Annotated in this window: 17 protein-coding genes; 6 read left to right on the plus strand and 11 right to left on the minus strand. The window is 61.0% G+C overall.

Going from position 1 to position 17503, the window contains the following annotated elements:
* Positions 1-31: 31 nt before the first annotated feature.
* Genes ACR0EZ_RS09390 through ACR0EZ_RS09400 form a run of 3 tightly spaced genes read right to left on the minus strand, consistent with a single transcriptional unit; the run spans position 32 to position 4587 of the window.
* Positions 32-3073 (minus strand): efflux RND transporter permease subunit, encoded by a 3042-nt coding sequence (locus tag ACR0EZ_RS09390; protein WP_480612487.1) that lies wholly within the window; start codon positions 3071-3073, stop codon positions 32-34.
* A gap of 12 nt (positions 3074-3085) precedes the next feature.
* Positions 3086-4123, minus strand: a complete 1038-nt coding sequence (locus ACR0EZ_RS09395; protein WP_480612488.1) for an efflux RND transporter periplasmic adaptor subunit — start codon at positions 4121-4123, stop codon at positions 3086-3088.
* Positions 4120-4587 (minus strand): MarR family winged helix-turn-helix transcriptional regulator, encoded by a 468-nt coding sequence (locus ACR0EZ_RS09400; protein WP_480612489.1) that lies wholly within the window; start codon positions 4585-4587, stop codon positions 4120-4122. Before ACR0EZ_RS09400 ends, ACR0EZ_RS09395 begins: the two co-directional genes overlap by 4 nt.
* A 166-nt stretch (positions 4588-4753) precedes the next feature.
* Here ACR0EZ_RS09400 and ACR0EZ_RS09405 point away from each other — a divergent pair, with 166 nt between their 5' ends.
* Positions 4754-5878, plus strand: coding sequence for a beta-ketoacyl-ACP synthase III (locus ACR0EZ_RS09405; RefSeq protein WP_480612490.1), 1125 nt, complete (start codon positions 4754-4756; stop codon positions 5876-5878).
* Here the strand turns inward: ACR0EZ_RS09405 and ACR0EZ_RS09410 are convergent.
* Both ACR0EZ_RS09410 and ACR0EZ_RS09415 read right to left on the minus strand, forming a co-directional pair.
* On the minus strand, positions 5875-7596 hold the full coding sequence (locus ACR0EZ_RS09410) for a hypothetical protein (protein ID WP_480612491.1): 1722 nt from the start codon (positions 7594-7596) through the stop codon (positions 5875-5877). The genes ACR0EZ_RS09405 and ACR0EZ_RS09410 overlap by 4 nt on opposite strands.
* 178 nt (positions 7597-7774) lie before the next feature.
* Entirely contained in the window at positions 7775-8242 is a 468-nt protein-coding gene (locus ACR0EZ_RS09415) for a hypothetical protein (protein WP_480612492.1), read from the minus strand.
* A 356-nt stretch (positions 8243-8598) separates the two neighbouring features.
* On the opposite strand from ACR0EZ_RS09415, the gene ACR0EZ_RS09420 reads away from it, so the two are divergent.
* A complete protein-coding gene (locus ACR0EZ_RS09420) occupies positions 8599-9177 on the plus strand; it encodes a thymidine kinase (protein ID WP_480612493.1) in 579 nt (192 codons plus the stop codon).
* On the opposite strand, the gene ACR0EZ_RS09425 is transcribed toward ACR0EZ_RS09420, so the two are convergent.
* From ACR0EZ_RS09425 to ACR0EZ_RS09445, 5 genes are all read right to left on the minus strand, one after another.
* On the minus strand, positions 9174-10124 hold the full coding sequence (locus tag ACR0EZ_RS09425; protein WP_480612494.1) for a 2-hydroxyacid dehydrogenase: 951 nt from the start codon (positions 10122-10124) through the stop codon (positions 9174-9176). The genes ACR0EZ_RS09420 and ACR0EZ_RS09425 overlap by 4 nt on opposite strands.
* Positions 10124-10462 (minus strand): tRNA-binding protein, encoded by a 339-nt coding sequence (locus ACR0EZ_RS09430; RefSeq protein ID WP_480612495.1) that lies wholly within the window; start codon positions 10460-10462, stop codon positions 10124-10126. The genes ACR0EZ_RS09425 and ACR0EZ_RS09430 overlap by 1 nt, the downstream gene beginning before the upstream one ends.
* On the minus strand, positions 10455-11270 hold the full coding sequence (gene proC / locus ACR0EZ_RS09435; RefSeq protein WP_480612496.1) for a pyrroline-5-carboxylate reductase: 816 nt from the start codon (positions 11268-11270) through the stop codon (positions 10455-10457). Before proC ends, ACR0EZ_RS09430 begins: the two co-directional genes overlap by 8 nt.
* A 42-nt stretch (positions 11271-11312) precedes the next feature.
* Positions 11313-11813, minus strand: coding sequence for a type III secretion system chaperone family protein (locus ACR0EZ_RS09440; protein ID WP_480612497.1), 501 nt, complete (start codon positions 11811-11813; stop codon positions 11313-11315).
* 310 nt (positions 11814-12123) lie between these two features.
* Positions 12124-12372: an accessory factor UbiK family protein gene (locus ACR0EZ_RS09445; protein WP_050604795.1), complete on the minus strand. Its 249-nt coding sequence runs from the start codon at positions 12370-12372 to the stop codon at positions 12124-12126.
* A gap of 98 nt (positions 12373-12470) precedes the next feature.
* On the opposite strand from ACR0EZ_RS09445, the gene lgt reads away from it, so the two are divergent.
* The 4 genes from lgt (at position 12471) to ACR0EZ_RS09465 (ending at position 16691) form a co-directional block, all read left to right on the plus strand.
* Positions 12471-13358, plus strand: coding sequence for a prolipoprotein diacylglyceryl transferase (gene lgt / locus ACR0EZ_RS09450; protein WP_480612498.1), 888 nt, complete (start codon positions 12471-12473; stop codon positions 13356-13358).
* Entirely contained in the window at positions 13355-14422 is a 1068-nt protein-coding gene (locus ACR0EZ_RS09455) for a class I SAM-dependent methyltransferase (RefSeq protein ID WP_480612499.1), read from the plus strand. The genes lgt and ACR0EZ_RS09455 overlap by 4 nt, the downstream gene beginning before the upstream one ends.
* Positions 14419-15177 carry a peptidoglycan editing factor PgeF gene (gene pgeF, locus ACR0EZ_RS09460; protein ID WP_480612500.1) on the plus strand — a complete coding sequence of 253 codons (759 nt, stop codon included), beginning with the start codon at positions 14419-14421 and terminating at the stop codon, positions 15175-15177. The genes ACR0EZ_RS09455 and pgeF overlap by 4 nt, the downstream gene beginning before the upstream one ends.
* Positions 15178-15908: 731 nt before the next feature.
* Positions 15909-16691 (plus strand): Hint domain-containing protein, encoded by a 783-nt coding sequence (locus ACR0EZ_RS09465; RefSeq protein ID WP_480612501.1) that lies wholly within the window; start codon positions 15909-15911, stop codon positions 16689-16691.
* A 117-nt stretch (positions 16692-16808) separates the two neighbouring features.
* On the opposite strand, the gene ACR0EZ_RS09470 is transcribed toward ACR0EZ_RS09465, so the two are convergent.
* Entirely contained in the window at positions 16809-17309 is a 501-nt protein-coding gene (locus tag ACR0EZ_RS09470) for an Lrp/AsnC family transcriptional regulator (RefSeq protein WP_480612502.1), read from the minus strand.
* Positions 17310-17503 lie beyond the last annotated feature (194 nt).

Genomic DNA, 17503 nt, shown 5'->3' on the forward strand with positions numbered 1-17503 from the left:
GGTCCGGCTCGTGGCCGGACCCAAACGGGCGTCAGGCGGCCTGTGCCACCCGCCGTTCATCGCGCGCGAAAAACAGCAGGTAGAACACCGGCGCGGCCACCATTGTCAGCACGGTGGCAAAGGCCAGACCGCCCATGATCGTCACTGCCATCGACACGAAGAACGCATCCGTCAGCAGCGGTGCCATCCCCAGAATGGTGGTGATCGCTGCCAGCATGACCGGGCGCAGACGCGAAACGGATGCCTCGACAATCGCCTCGCGCAGGGGTTTTCCGGTGGCGCGGACCAGGTCGATTTCCTCGACCAGAACGATGCCGTTCTTGATCAGCATGCCCGACAGGCTGAGCAGCCCCAACAGCGCGGTGAAAGTAAACGGCAGGCCGGTTCCCAACAGGCCGATGACAACGCCGTTGACCGACATCGGCACCAGCAGCCAGATGATGATCGGCTGACGCAGCGCATTGAACAGCAACACCGAGATCAGCACCATGATCAGCAGGCTCAGCGGCAATTGCCTGCCCAAACTTTCCTGCGCATCGCGCGAGTTTTCATACTCGCCGCCCCATTCCATCTTGTAGCCCGGCGGCAGGTCGATGGATTCGATGGCCTCGCGCACCTCGGCATGGACCTGCGCCGCCGTAATGCCCGGCGGGATATCGGCCCCGACAGTGATGGTCAGCACCCGGTCCCTGCGATGCACCAGCGTATTCAGCGCCTCGTATTCGAACCCATCCACCATCTGTTCGACGGGCACAAAGCGTTCCGACTGGTCCGAATACACCACTTGATCGACGATGGAGTAATCCCCGTCCGCCGCCCGCCGGATGATGATCGGGATCAGGCGGTCGCGTTCCCGCAGGACACCGCCGCTGATGCCATCGGTCGAAAACTGCAGGGTGGCCGCGATGTCCTCGCGGCTGACACCCGCTGTCTGCGCCCGTTCGGTGGCGTAGATCGGGCGCACCGCCAGTTCTTTCTCGCGCCAGTCCTGATAGATATTGAGCGCGTTGGGCGAGGCTGCGGCCATACGCTGCACCGCCTCTTCGGCCAGTTGCCGCAGCACGACCGGATCGATGCCCGAGAACCGCGCCTGGATCGGATCGCCGCCACCGGGGCCAAAGACCAGACGCTTGGTGCGGAACTCGCCTTCGGGGAAGCGGCCGGTTCCGAACGCTTCCAGATCGGCCTGCAGCGCCGGGATATCGTCCAGCGTCTCAGTGCGGATGATCATATGGCCGTAGCTGGGGTTCGGGTCCTCGGCCGAGTAGGTCAGCATGAACCGCGTCGCGCCCTGCCCCACAAAGCTTGTCACGGATACCACGTCGTCACGCTCGGCCAGCCAGTCTTCGAAAACCGACATATCCGCGCCGGTGCGTGCAATCGGGGTGCCCTGCGGCAGCTTGTAATGCACAAAGAACAGCGGCGTGTTCGAATCCGGGAAGAACTGCTGTTTCACCAGCCCGAAGCCTGCGTAACAGGCCACCGTGACCGCAACCAGCCCGGCAACAACCAGCCAGCGGAACCGCAGCGCCCAGTGCAGGATGACGCCATAGATGCGGAACAGAATCCCGCCATAGGCGTCAACCTCACCCGCCTTGCCCTGCTTGAAGAAATAATGCCCGAGCATCGGCGTCACGGTGATTGCCAGCACCCAGCTCAGCAGCAGTGAAATGCCGATCACCGCGAAAAGCGAGAACAGAAATTCCCCTGTCGCATCCGGGCTGAGGCCAATACCGGCAAAAGCCATGATGCCGATAACCGTCGCCCCCAGCAGCGGGATTTGCGTTTTCGAGGCGACCTCTTCCGCCGCATCGCGCGAGGATTTGCCGCGCAGCATGGCGATCTGCATCCCCTCGGCCACCACGATGGCGTTGTCCACCAGCATCCCCATCGCAATGATCAGCGCGCCCAGCGAAATCCGCTCCATCTCGATCGAAAAAAGCGCCATGAACAACAGCGTGCCGACAACGGTCAGCAACAGGGTCGAGCCGACAACGATAGCCGCCCGCCAACCCATGAAGATGCCCAGAACGGCCACCACAATGGTCACGGACATCGCAAGGTTGACCAGAAAATCGTTCGAGGCCTGCTCGACCACGACGTGTTGCTGGTAGATCGGCAGAATCTCGACGCCGAAGGGAATACTCGGATCAAGCTCGGCGAATTTGGCGTCGGCGCGTTTTCCGACCTCGACGATGTTTTCCGTTGAAAGGCCCGCGATGCCCAGCGTGAACGCCTCGGTCCCGTTGAAGCGGATCATGACCTGCGGATCGGTCTGGCGGGCGCGGTAGACATTGGACATGTCGAACAGGTTGATCACCTGCCCCTGCGAGCCAACCGACAGACCGGCAATCGCCGACACGCTGTCGGACCCTTCCGCAGTCAGGATCGTCGTGCGGTCATTGCCGGACCGCAAGGAACCGGATGAGTTGACCGAATCCGCATTGGCAATCGCCTCATTCAGCGCCTGAATGGGCACGTTCTGGTTCACTGAAATGGCCAGATCGGGTTCGATGAAAATTGCCTCTTCCGGCAGGCCCTGAACCTCGACATCGGCAACGCCGTCCACGGTCAGCAACTCGCGGCGCAGGAATGTGGCCAATTCGTGCTTTTCGGCATCCGAAAAGCCGTCGGCGGTGACGGCGTAGAACAGCCCGAACACATCGCCGAACCCGTCATTGACGTAAGGCGCGCCGACGCCCGATGGCAGGCTGCGGGACGCATCGCGGATTTTAGCGCGCAGGCGGGTCCAGATATCGGGCAGTTCCGAGCCGTCATAGGTGGATTGAATCTCGACTTCGATCAGCGACCGGCCTGGCTGATTGACCGAGGTGATCGTGTCCACCTCACCCATCTGCTGGATCGCGGATTCAAGCGGTTCCGAGACCTCCAGCGCGACCTGCTCGGCGGTGGCACCGGGATATTGCGTGATGATGACTGCGTTTTTGATGGTAAAGGCCGGGTCTTCCAGCCGCCCCAGCGACAGGAACCCCCAAATGCCGCCAAAGAGGGCGATCAGAATGATCAGCCACGTGTAAAGCGGCCGGTCGATGGATGCGCGCGCAATTTTCATCTGCCCGCCCCTTTAGTTCGAGAAACCGGCAAAGCGCCGCACGGTCTGACCATCTGTCAGCGCCGCGCCGCCTGCCACGACGATCTCTTGGCCATCCGACAGACCGCTCAGCACACGAACATCACCGGTCTGGGTCGGCTCGATGGTCACCGGCACGCGCTGCACGGTCCCTTCATCGGCGCCAACCGGGTCAAAAACCATGACCCCCAATTCGCCAGCGGCATCAGCAACGATTGCCGTCGCGGGCACGATGATGCCTACACGCTGGTCCCGCACCTTGGCGTTTACCGTCACCGAGGACCCCGGCAGGATCTGCAAGCCTTCGGGCGGGGTCAGCCCGAACTGGATGCGATAGGTCTGCCCGACGCTGGAGGATTCGGCATCGAATTCGCGGATTTCCAGTGGAAAAACCTCATCACTGACCGGGAATTTGGCGGTAAGCGTTATGTCATCCTGCTGACCCGAGCGCTGGAAAAGGATTTCGGGCACGTCCACCTCGATCCGCAATTCGGACATGTCGTGAATGCGGACAATAGGGGTGCCTGCCGACACGGTGGTAAACGCCTCGACCGCGCGGCTGGACACCAGCGCGTCGAAGGGGGCCTTCAGCGTGGCGTGTTCCAGTTCATATTCGGCATCGCGCAGGGCGATGGCGGCCAGTTGCGCCTCGGTCTCGGCGTCATCGACCGCCACCTGGCTGGCTGTGGTGCCCCGCAACCGGGACAGACGGGCCACGGTCCGGTCCGCTTGTTCCTTTTGCAGCTTCGCGCGGTTCAGGCGCAATTCGAACGGTTCCTGATCCAGACGCGCAATCAGGTTGTCCTTGGGGATCACGAAACCCTCGGTCACTGGCATCTCGACAATCTGCCCCGGCACCTGAAAAGCAAGGTCCACCGTCTGGCGCGCCGCCACGCGGCCAAAGAACTGGCGCGAAAAGCCGGGCTCGGTCTCACGCACCAGCATCAGTTTTACGGGTTTCGAAACCTCCTGCGCGGCCATCGGAGTCGCCAGAACGGCCATAGCAAGGCCCAGAGCGGTCAGCAGTTTCATTTTTTCAATCCCTCGGGAATTCCGGTTTTCAGAACGTTGTCACGGATTTTGCGCGCCAGTTGCGCGAATTGAGCGGTTTCTTCGGCATTCAGACCGGATGCCCGGTGAAACAGCTTTCCGGCCTCGGCCACCAGCATGTCGCGGGCCTCGTGGCCTTTGTCGGTCAGCACCAGCAGCAAGGCCCGACGGTCGGCGGGGTCTTTCTCGCGGGTCAGATAACCAGCCTGTTCCAGCGCATCCGCGGTAGCCGTGATGGTAGATGGAACACTTAACATATCCGCGGCTAGCACACCCATGCGTTTGGGCTGATCCAGCTTGATCAGCATGTGGCATTCCGGGTGGCTCAGCTCGGTTTCGATGCACTCGAAAGTCTCTTCCAGTTTCCAGTAAAGCGCATAGACACCCATGATCGCCTGTATCTCGGGCGTCAGGTGATCCGGCCTGCTGTTTGTGTCGTCCGACATGGGACCTCTCGTGCTGTGTCTTGGCGCGATATACTTCATTTTCAGAACTATTCAAGATACGAAGGTGATTTCCCGCCACCTCAGCCCTTGCCCTCGGGTCAACATACCTTGATCAAACCCTGCCGAGACTGCATTTTGAGCGAATCCAAGCGATTCAGGACCCGCCATGTACACGCCCGCCATCACCGGAACCGGTGTTTTCACGCCCGAGAACGTCATTACCAATGCCGAACTCGTTCAGGCTTTCAACGCCTATGCCGACAAGCAGAACGCCCAAAATGCCGATGCGATTGCGGCGGGGCAGATCGAGCCGATGCAACATTCCTCGGAAGAATTCATCGTCAAGGCGTCGGGCATTCAGAACCGGTTTGTGATGGACAAATCCGGCGTGCTGGACCCGGATGTCATGCACCCGCTGCTGCGCCAGCGCAGCGATGATGAGCCGGGGATCATGACCGAGATGGCGGTGGATGCCTGCAACAAGGCGCTGGCGCAGGCGGGGCGCAAAGCCGAAGACGTCGATCTGGTAATCTGCGCGGCGTCGAACCACGAACGCGCTTACCCGGCGATTGCCATCGAGATTCAGCAGGCGCTGGGGATCGACGGGTTCGGGTTCGACATGAATGTCGCCTGTTCCTCGGCCACTTTCGGCATTCAGGCAGCGGCGGATATGGTGCGGTCAGGCTCGGTCCGGGCGGCGCTGGTGGTGAACCCCGAGATTTGTTCGGGCCATCTCGAATGGCGCGACCGCGATTGCCACTTCATCTTTGGTGACGTGGCCACGGCCACCCTGATCGAACGGATCGAAGACGCCACCGGCCCGCATTTCGAGGTTCTTTCGACCCGCTGCGCCACCGCGTTTTCCAACAATATCCGCAATAACAATGGCTTCCTGCGCCGCTCGCGCCCCGACGGGGTAGTCGACAGGCGCGACATGCAGTTCATGCAGAACGGGCGCAAAGTGTTCAAGGAAGTGCTGCCCATGGTCAGCAAGCACATCAGCGATCACATGGAGGCCGAGGGCGTCGCCAGCACCGATCTGAAACGTCTGTGGTTGCATCAGGCCAACAAGACGATGAACGATTTCATCGGCAAAAAGGTTCTGGGCCGCGAGCCCGAAGCCGGTGAACAGCCCAACATCCTGCAGGACTACGCCAACACCTCGTCCGCCGGGTCCATCATTGCCTTTTCGCAATACTCTGACGATCTGGAAGATGGCGAGATTGGTCTGATCTGTTCCTTCGGGGCTGGCTATTCGGTCGGATCGGTGATCATCAAACGGCGCGGTTAGCCTTTTACCGCGTAGATGCGGAACGCCGCACCCTGCGCGCGGGGCAGTTCGGTCACATTGTCCGGCAGATCGCCGTTCAGCAGCCCGGCCAGAAACCCCTCACCCTTAGACACCGACGACCAGTATTCTGTCCGGGCGTTGGCTTCGCAGACCAGAATATAGTCGATGCCCAACGCGGCAAGGCGGGGGCCAGTGTCGCGGGCTTCGGACCGGAACAGGTCAATCTGCGCGAGGTTTCCGGCCTCATTCCGATGGTAGTTCCCCCCCAGAACCGAATGATCCGTGTCGCGCAGGATGTACGAGGCATAGTCGAAATCGGCGAGGATCAGACCGGGTTTCAGATCGCGCAACGGGCGTGTGGCCTGCGGTGTGGTGCAGGCATATGCGCTGACCTGCACCGCTGCGCCTGTGTCCGGCACGGTTTCCGCCCCCGCCGCAAGTCGCTTTTCAAGGCTCGCCCCGGTTTTCGGGGACATCAGAACGACAAACGCAACCAAAAGGACACCGAACAGCCTTTGTCCGTTTACCCGGTACTTCTGGTAGATCACCCGCAGAACCTGCGCCTGCACAGCCACCATCGACAGGGCCAGAAAGGTCATCATCCGGGACTGGTACAGGAACAGAACAAACGCAATGGCGATCAGGCCGAGCAGCAGCAGATACTCGATCTTCCGCTCTGACCCATAGGCAAAAACGCCCGCCGCAATCATCGAGAAGACAGAGATCGCGATCAGCGCGACGGTTTCGCCTGCATGTCGCTGGATGAATACGCTGACATTCTGGGCCTCGGTGACCTGGCTCAGCCAAAAGGCGCGCATGTCGGGCGACATCTGGTTGATCGGGTTCTCAAGGCAATAGGGCGCGAAGCTGTACGCCAGACCCACGGCAAGCGCCCCGACCGCCGCAAAGCACCCGAGCCGGGCCCGGACCGACCGGCCCGACGCACCGGCTGCGACCGCCAAAAGCCCAAGCGCCGCCACGCCCGCAGGCAGGGCCACGCTGAGCGTCAGGGAATCGCAGCCGGGGAAAAAGAAACTCTCACCCCCGGTCGTCGCCACCGCTGCCAGCAACAGTGTACCGGCCATCGCGGCCCCGAATTCCATCGTGCGGCGACGGCTGGTTTTGCCGGACAAGACCCAATCGACCGCAACGAACAGGCCGATGAGCCCGATTTGCGCCAGCGATTCCGTGCCGATGGACAGGGACAACGCCAGACACAGGCCCAGCCCAAGACCCGCGTGCCGGATATCCTTGCGGAGAATGAAAAACATCACCGCAGACACAAACAGCAAGACCTGCAACCCATGGTGATCAAAGGAATACTTATCGAATTTGCCCGAACTGTTGATCGCAATCACGGCCATGACCAGAGCGGACACGGCCCCCGCGCGGCCCCCTAATGCGCCGCCGATGATCGCGAACGCCCACAAAAGCAGCCCGGCCAGCAGCGTGGGCCACAGGAAGGCGGTAAATTGATAGGCAGCATCCGGCGGCAGCACCAGACTGCTCAGCGCATAAATCCCGGCAATGGGCGCATCGATCAGGCGGGACCAGTGCATCAACGTGCCGCCATCCGGCCCCAGCCGGTGCTGATAGGGATCGAACCACCCCTGCCCGCCCAGCAGATCGGACACCGCAACCCAGCGCATGATGTCATCAGGACCTTGAACATAACCGCCAAGGGTCATCAGGCCGACAAGCACCGCAAGGGCGGCCATGTAAAGCCGGCACGCAGTTTTATCCGTCAGGATCCTGTACGATCCCTGCACTTTTTGCATGTTTCTTTGCCTTCAGCACTCTTGTCTGAAAGGCTGTCTACGAGATCGAAGTGACATAATTGAGGCAGAATTTTACTGCCGCACCACCGTCAGTGGTGCCCGTCCGCCAAGGCCCGGATCAGGGCTGACTGACGCTTTCTTCTTCCAGATGCAGCTTCATCTCGATCAGAACCTGCTGCAGCAGGCTGGTTTCCTTCAGCAGCCGCTTGGCCTCGTTCACGGTTATGATCCCGTCCTCGATAGCCGCCTGATACTCGGTCATCAGCATGGCGAACCGCTGGCTCAGCGCAATGACGTCCGAGTTCACCCCACCGGTCCGCGGCGCTTCGGTGTTGCGGCCGTCATAGGACAAGGTGATGTTCTTCAGATCCGCCAGAGCCGAGGTCACATGGGGGTAGGTCGCCACATTCTCAAGGCGGGCGACCGCGTCTACGGGCATGAACCGGTCGGCATGTTCGGCATTGTCGGAATAATACCGGCCCAACGTGGCCTTTGACTTGCCCGTAATCTCGCACGCCGCTTCTATGCCGACATCCTTCACCAGGGATTCCGTGTGCTTTTTCAGATAAGCCCCAATATCTGCCATCGTTTTACCTTTGTTACCCGCGCGCCCTGTCCTGCCCATTTGATTTGGGGGAAAGGGAAGGGAAATTTCCCATACTCCAGTCATAATTGAAATGCCATAAATTGACTATCCCTCAGATATGCGGGGGATTTTGTGAGTGAGTGGCGGCAGTTCTTGCCGGTAACGAGTGATAGTGGGACGGGATTTCAGTCTTCACAACGTTTAGGCCACATGTTGGCCGACGGCGTCGCTGTTGCGAGCGCGGGGGCTCCATCCCCATAGAGCGTGTGCTCGGTCTTCGCAGCTGCAATGGCGACGTCGCTTTCCACCGCCATTGATGACTTGTTCCTTTCTGTCCGGCGTTCTAGACCCGCCACATGGCAAAACTGTATTTCAATTACTCCACCATGAACGCGGGCAAATCGACCGTGTTGCTGCAGGCCTCGCACAACTACCGCGAGCGGGGCATGGACACCTATCTGATGACCGCCGCCGTGGACGGGCGCGCCGGGACCGGGCGGATCGCCTCACGCATCGGGATTTCCGAGCAAGCGGATACGTTTCGCCCCGAAGACGACGTGTTTTCGATGATCGAAACGCGCTTGGGTCAGGGCCGGGTCGCCTGTGTGTTCGTGGATGAGGCGCAGTTTCTGTCCGAAGATCAGGTCTGGCAACTGGCCCGTGCGGTCGATGACCTGAAGGTTCCCGTTCTGGCCTACGGCCTGCGGGTCGATTTTCAGGGCAAGCTGTTCCCCGGTTCTGCCGCCTTGCTGGCGCTGGCCGATGAGATGCGTGAGGTGCGCACGATCTGCGAATGCGGTCGCAAGGCGACGATGGTGATTCGTCAGGACGAGAACGGCAACACCATCACCGAAGGCGCGCAAGTGCAGATCGGCGGGAACGAGACCTATGTCTCGCTCTGCCGCAAACACTGGCGCGAGGCCGTGGGCGCCTAGACCGGATTCGGCAGGTCAGCTCCCGCGACGAAAGCCGCCACGTTGTCCAGTGCCATGTGCCCCATGCTGGTCCGCACTTCGTCGGTCGCGGTGCCCAGATGCGGCAGCAGGGTAACGTTTTCCATGTCGATCAGGGCCTTGGGGACAGTCGGCTCGAACTCATAAACGTCCAGACCCGCGCCCGCGATCTGGCCCGCTTGCAGGGCAGCGATCAGGGCGGTTTCATCCACGACCTCGCCGCGCGCGATGTTGATCAGGATGGCGGTCGGGTTCATGGCCTGCAGCACCTGCGCGTTGATCAGGTGCTGTGTGTCCGCGCCTCCGGGAACAGCCACGACAAGAAAATCCACCGCTGCGGCCAGAGCGTTCAGGTCGGGAATGTACTCGGCGGGGAAATCCACCTGTTTCGGGCTGCGTGACTGGTAGGCAACCGACATCCCGAACCCGAAATGACACCGCCGCGCGATGGCCTGACCGATCCGGCCCATGCCGACGATACCGACGCGCTTGCCGGTGACGTGATGGCCCAGCATCTGGGTCGGGTGCCAGCCCTGCCATTCCCCTTTGCGGACCAGCCGTTCCCCCTCGCCCGCGCGGCGGGCGGTGGACAGCAGTAAGGTCATGGCGATGTCGGCGGTGGCGTCGGTGACGGCACCCGGTGTGTTGGTTACGGCAATGCCCGCGGCACGGGCGGCGTCCACGTCGATATGATTGAAACCGACCCCGAAATTGGCCAGCAGCTTGCAACGGGGCTTTGGCACAGCGGCGAACACCTGCGCCGAGAACAGATCGCCCAGCGTTGGCACCACAATGTCGAACCCGGACAGCGCCTGCCGCATTTCGTCCTGCGTCATCGGCAGAGTATTGCTGCGGAACTCGACATCGAACTCGGCCTTGGCGCGGGCTTCGACAGCGGCGGTCATCGGGCGGGCGATCAGAAGCTTCATCAGTGCATCCTCCCGCCCCGCGGCACCTTGCCGTCCGGGCCGATCAAAACGATTTCACCCTGCTCATCCGGCAGGCCCAGCACCAGCACCTCGGACATGAACTTGCCGATCTGGCGTGGCGGGAAATTCACCACAGCAATCACCTGCTTGCCCACCAGCGTCGCCGGATCGTAATGCGCGGTGATCTGGGCCGAGGTTTTGCGCTCGCCAATCTCATCGCCAAAGTCGATCCACATCTTGATCGCGGGTTTGCGGGCCTCGGGGTAGGGCTCGGCGCGGGTTACTTCGCCCACGCGGATGTCGACCTTGAGGAACTCGTCAAAAGTAATCTCACTCACGGGACAGCTCCCTGGATCGGTCGGTTGCGGCTTTGACAGCACGGTGCAACAGGTCCGGGAACCCCTCTTCCTCGTGCATCAGCACCTCAAGCGCCGCCTGCGTGGTGCCATTGGGCGAGGTCACGTTGACCCGCAATTGCGAGGGGTCTTCCTCGGCCGCCATCGCCAGCGCACCTGACCCGGCCACGGTGGATTTCGCCAGCTTCATCGCCAGTTCATGCGGCAGCCCCTGCGCCTGACCGGCAGCGGCCAGCGTTTCGATCAGGTGAAAGACATAGGCCGGACCGGACCCGCTGAGGCCGGTCACCGCGTCCATTTGAGCCTCAGACTCCAAACGCACGGTTTCGCCGATAGCTGACAGAAGGTTTTCGGCAAGCTCCAGATCCGCCGCCGAAGACCGGGCGTTGCCGATCAACGCGGTGATCCCCTGACGGATAGCAGCAGGCGTATTCGGCATCGCGCGGATGATCGGTGTACCGGACCCCAGAATATTCTCGAAGGTGGCAATCGACGTGCCCGCAGCCACGGAAATGAACAGGCTGCCGCCGCCGCCCAGCGCCTGAATGGCGGGCAGGGCCTCGCCCATCATCTGCGGCTTGACGGCCACCAGCACCACGGCGGGCGCTTCGGGCAGCGGTGTGTTGATGTTGACGCCCTGTGCTTTCAGCCAGTCCGAGGGATAGGGATCAATCACCCAGACGGAAGCGGCGGGCAGGCCGTGTTCCAGCCAACCCGCCAACATTGCGGAACCCATCTTTCCGCACCCCAAAAGCACCAGACCCTGCTCGGCCACGCGAGACATGTCCATTGGTTTGCCCCTCCCCTGACTTAAAAGGTTCGGGGCAAAGCTTTACGCCCGGCCGTAGGCCTCTGCAATGGCGACTTGCATCGCTTCTTCGGGCGTCCGGTTGCCCCATGTCACCAGCTGAATCGCCGGATAGTAGCGCTCGGCGCTCATGACGGCGGCGGTGATCATCGTGTCGATCTGGTCGGGGCTGGCCGTCTGGCCGCCCGCAAGAACCAGACCGTAGCGATAGACCATCAGTTTCTGGTTCGCCCAGTAGGTGAACGCCCCCGCCCAGCACTGGTCGTTCATTTTGTTGAGCAACTCGTACAGTTCGGATTCACGCTCGGTCGGTGGCTCCATTTCGAACGAGCACACCATGCGCAGCGTTTCGTCATAGTTGGACCAGGCCAGCGTGATCGAATAGGTCCGCCACTGCCCTTCGACCGCCATGGCGATCTGATCGTCGCCAATGCGATCGAAATCCCAGTCGTGATGTTCAGCCAGATGTTCAACAATATCGATTGGATGAAGGTCTTCTTCTAGAAACTGCTCGGAAAGGGCCATAATGCCACCTCACTACTCTCTAGCATTTTGGGGCTGGCAGCGCCCCAGCGCTAGTTGCCTGCTCTACAAGCCGGGCTTCCCCCGTAGGCCTGTACTAAATATGGTGCGACGCGAGATGGGTTCTGACAACCCTATTTATTGGGGATAACAGCAATAAGTTGTGGACGAATGGCAACGCCGATCAAAATATTGGCGTCGTGTACAGCTTTGTCTTGATAAAATTCTGCAAGGCGGCAAGATTCACGTCGCCGCATAATCCGAGGGTGGATTGCACGGCGGTGTACCTGTCATCAAATCCCTGAAACGGACGTTACTTGTCCAGCTTCGCCTCAAGCGCGGCGATCCGCGCCTCGAGCGCGGCGTTTTCCTCGCGGGCTTTCTGAGCCATCGCGCGGACGGCGTCGAATTCCTCGCGGGTGACGAAATCGCGGTCAGCCAGCCAGCGGTCGATCATCGACTTCATCGCATTCTCGGCCTCTTCCCGCGCGCCCTGCGCCACGCCCATGGCGTTGGTCATCAGTTGGGAAACATCGTCGAGGATCTTGTTGCGGGTTTGCATGGCTTTAACTCCGAAATCGCGGTTGTTCTCTATATGGGTAAAGAATGGCCCGGGCTCAAGGTTGACTTGCCCCGCAAACCCCGGGCAATGAGACGCACATGCAGGCTGTTCTGAATTTCCCCGATCTGTCGCCCGAATTGTTCTCGATCTCGCTGTTCGGGTTCGAGTTCGAGCTCAGGTGGTACGCGCTGGCCTATATCGCGGGCATTCTGATCGCGTGGCGCATGGCGGCGATGGCGCTGCGCCGCCCTGCCCTGTGGCGGGATGAGACGCCGCCGATGCGCCCCGAACAGCTAGAGGATCTGATCACTTGGATCATCCTCGGCGTCATTCTGGGCGGGCGGCTGGGCTTTGTGCTGTTCTATCAGCCTGCCTACTACTTGTCGCACCCTGCGGACATCTTGAAAGTCTGGCAGGGCGGGATGGCCTTTCACGGCGGCCTGCTGGGCGTAGTGATTGCCTCGTTTCTGTTTGCCCGCCGCCATCGGATTCCGGCTTTGTCGCTGGGCGATCTGATCGCCTACACGGTGCCCCCCGGCCTGTTGCTGGGGCGTCTGGCAAACTTCGTCAATGCCGAGCTTTGGGGCCGCCCCAGCGAACTGCCCTGGGCGGTGATATTCCCCGGCGGCGCTGCGCAGGATTGCCCGGGCGTTGTGGCTGGACTGTGCGCGCGCCACCCCTCGCAGCTTTATGAAGCCGCGCTCGAGGGGCTTCTGCTCGGTGCACTGCTGATCTGGCTGGCCTATCGCCGCGGCGCGTTTCGCAAACCGGGACTTGTCATGGGTGTGTTTTTGGCGGGCTACGGAGCCTCGCGCTTTATAGTCGAGTTCTTCCGTCAACCCGACGCGCAATTCGTGTCCGAGGGCAACCCGTTGGGATTGGCGCTGCATCTGAGCGGCTATGGGCTCACGATGGGGCAACTCTTGTCGCTGCCGATGATCGCGCTGGGCCTTTGGTTTGCGATGCGCGCACGTCCGGCGACATGACCCTGCGGGATCACCTGATCGCGCGCATCCGCCAGGATGGCCCGATGAGTGTGGCCGACTACATGGCCGAATGCCTGCTGCACCCCACCTTGGGATATTACAGCACGCGCGACCCGCTGGGCGCCGGCGGGGATTTCATCACCGCCCCGGAAATCAGCCAGATGTTCGGGGAGCTGATCGGCCTGAGCCTTGCGCAAAGCTGGCTCGATCAGGGGCAACCTTCCCAAGTTGCACTGGCCGAGCTTGGACCGGGGCGCGGAACCTTGATGGCCGATATCCTGCGCGCCACATGCGGCGTGCCGGGATTTCACGCGGCGGTGCAGGTTGTTCTGCTAGAGGCCTCACCTGCGTTGAAAAAGTTACAGGCCGAGACACTGAAAGGCTATGATCCGCGCTGGATCGACAGCGCGGCTGACCTGCCGGACCTGCCGCTGTTTCTGGTCGCAAATGAGTTCTTCGACGCCCTGCCCATCCGCCAATTTCAAAGGGACGGCGAAGGCTGGCGGGAACGCCTGATCGGAACAACGGAAGACTCTTTGACCTTCGGACTGGGTCCGCAAGCGCCACAGGCGGCGCTGAGCGACCGGCTCGAGGACACTCAAGAGGGCGATCTGGTCGAGCTCTGCGCCGGAGCGATTCCGCTTCTGACGGAAATCGCCGGGCGGATTGCAAGGCATGGCGGGGCTGCATTGATCGTGGATTACGGCGATTGGCATTCGCTGGGCGACACGCTGCAGGCGCTCAGGGCGCATGAAAAAACCGACCCGCTGGACGCGCCGGGTCAGGCCGATCTGACGGCGCATGTGGATTTCGAACCCCTGGCCATTGCGGCCAAGGCAACCGGTTGCGCCCATACGCGGCTGACCCCGCAGGGCGTGTTTCTGGAACGGCTGGGGATCACCGCCCGGGCGCAGGCGCTGGCCCGGTCGCAGGGCGGTTCGCAACTAGAAAACCTGATTGCCGCACATCGCCGGTTGACGCACCCGGATGAAATGGGAAACCTGTTCAAAGTACTGGGTCTCTATCCGCTTCACTCTGCGCCACCACCGGGACTGGAACCATGACATTGGAAATTCTGACTTCGGACATGCTGTACCCTGTTCGGCACGGGTTCTTCAGCCGACGGGGCGGGGCCTCGTCCGGGATATTCTCGGGGCTGAATTGTGGCCATGGATCGTCGGACCAGACCGAGGCTGTGGCCCTGAACCGCCGCCGCGTCGCCGATGCGATGGAGGTCGAACCGGACGCGCTGATCGGTGTGCATCAGGTGCATTCCCCGACCGTGATCACGGTCGATGGCCCGGTGAACGGCGAAAAGCCCAAGGCGGATGCCGTGGTTACGGCCACGCCCGGTCTGGCCCTGACCATCCTGACCGCTGACTGCCAGCCGGTCCTGTTCGCCGATCCTGACGCGAAAGTGATCGGGGCCGCGCATGCGGGCTGGCGCGGCGCGCTGAGCGGCGTTCTCGAATCCACGCTGGACGCGATGGAGGAGTTGGGCGCATCGCGCGAAAACACCCGCGCGGTGATCGGCCCGACCATCTCGCAGCGCGCCTACGAGGTCGGGCCCGAGTTTCTGGACGATTTCACCGCCGATTCGCTCGATAACACCCGATTCTTCGCCAATGGACAGGGGGACAGGCTGCTGTTTGACCTGCCCGCCTTTGGCCTGCACCGGCTGCGTCAGGCGGGGCTGGATCAGGTCGAATGGACCCGGCACTGCACCTATTCCGACCCGGACCGCTTCTATTCCTATCGCCGCGCGACCCACGCGAAAGAGGCCGATTATGGCCGCCTGATCTCGGCCATCAGATTGTAGTTTTCGCCACAATTAAGGCAAACCCGCCACCTTTCCGCCACAATTATTGTGTTTACCGGACTCAAGAATCGTGTGGAATTTTGTGCCAGTCCTCAGGTGGTTATCTGACTTACAGACCGTTGATGTCTGGCCTTCTTGTAAAAGGTAAACATCAAACTTCTATTTTTTGTCCGCAATTGATCCCGGTTCAGCCTTATCCGTGCCGCAAACCAGCGTCACGTTAGGGTTTCAAGGGAAACGGGGCGTCAGACCCCAAGCAGAGCAGGATCAGAGAATGAAGACAAAATCTCGGTTTCTCAGCGCCGTGGTTGCGGCGGCTCGGGACCAGAAACTGGAAATGCCGTGGAAGCGGGTTTCAAGCAACTCCCTCAGGGTCGCGCGCCGTTTGGCAACACGACGCTGAAACAGAATACCCAAGGGGCCAGCTGCCGGTCCCGACGGGTTTAAGGCGCATCAGGGACTGCTCCGGTCTGATGCGTTGCGGGTCGCGGCCCTGACCGCGACCAGTGTTCGGAGTGTGTGCGCGGGAAATTGCAACCCGCAAAGTACGAGTTTGTCTGGGGGGTCAATGTGTTGACCGATGGGATGCGAAATTTATTCGCTGTGTGCTGGATTACAGACCGGCGCCCAGAGGTTGTCCATTTATTTCAAGGCAAAGAACCAAACCGTCAGGCGGGAATGTATGGGGATTTCTCTCGGCTGTTCGGACATTTAGAGGGGAAGGAATATCGATGACTATTCCTAATTCATTGGCCCGGGCGGCCAGAAACGCCGTCGAAACGACGGCACTGCTGAAAAATGCACCGCGCCCGGCCACCAAAAGAAAAGCGCAACTGCGCCGCTACGAAGTCAGCACGTTGCTGAAGAACGGCGAGGTCGCGCAGACCCGCCATATCGCGCCGGCGCTGCCCATGTTCGAAGACGCGTTCTGCGCCTTCACCCGTGGCTCGTTGGTGGAAACCGAACTTGGCCCGATGGCGATCGAGGATCTGATGCCCGGCGATACGGTCCTGACGCAGGATGGCGCGTCGGAAACGGTTCTATGGAAGGGGTCTGTCACTCTGATCCCCGGACGCGAGGACGCCAGGGGCCGCACTCGCCCGCTGACGCGGATCATGGCCGATACGTTCGGCATGCAAAAACCGATGTCCGGCGTCATTGCCGGCCCGGCTGCCCGCATTCTGGGCACGCCCGCGCATCTGCGCCACCTGAATGAAGGCGCACCGATTCTGACGCCGGTCTCCGAGTTTCAGGACGGGATGGGGGTGATTGAGACAATGCCGCCTACGCCCGTGGAATTGTTTCACATTTGCCTAAAACGGCATTCCGTTATCCGCGTGGATGGTTTACAATTTGAAACATATCACCCAGGTGTGAACGCGGTCCGGATGATCAGCCATTCGCTACGGTCAATCTATCTGAACCTGTTTGCGCATATCGAATCGCTGAACGATTTTGGCCCGCTGCTGATGCCGCGCGCCGGAGACGGAGAGGTAGACGCGATCACGGCCTGAGATGTTAATGATTACTGCAGTGTGGGGGCATTATGCAGATATTACTAAGTTGGATACTTTCGTTGGCGATTGCGGCCATGTTGCCGCCAATCGCCCTGAGTGCACGCGGCGCGCAGCTTAAGCCGTCCGGCTCATTCGTTCTTCCAAAACGTCGAACGGCACGCCTGGCTCGTCTTTTGCGCCTCGGATAACAAGCGATGTCTTGACGCTGGCCACGTTCGGCGTGGTCAGTAGCTCGCCGGTCAAAAACTGCTGAAAACTGCTTAGGTCCGGGGCCACGCATTTCAGCATGAAATCCACCTCGCCGTTCAGCATGTGGCATTCGCGGACCAGCGGCCAGTCGCGGCAGCGTTCTTCAAATGCGCTGAGTTCCGATTCGGCCTGACTGTCCAGACCGACCATCACAAAGACCTGAACCTCGAATCCCAGTTCGCGGGCGTTCACATCGGCATGGTAGCCGGTGATGTAGCCGGATTCTTCCAGCGTGCGCACCCGCCGCAGACAGGGCGGGGCCGAGATTCCGACACGTTTGGCCAGTTCAACATTGGTCATACGACCGTCCGCCTGCAATTCTGCCAGAATCTTGCGGTCGATTTCATCCAGCCGAGTCGTGACCATCAAATGCTCCTGATTTTTCGGTTGTTATATCAGTACCCCGCCCATGCGCAATAATGTTTCGCATCCGCGCAATTTTGTTGATCTTGCGATTCACAGGCCGGGCGCAGCCCTGCCCGCAGCGCATGGTGGATCAGGGGCAAGAGGGGGCTTTAAGCCCTGCCCGCCCCTCGCTATATCGGTGCGACGGGCAAACG

It is taken from the genome of Ruegeria sp. AK4, assembly GCF_056541025.1.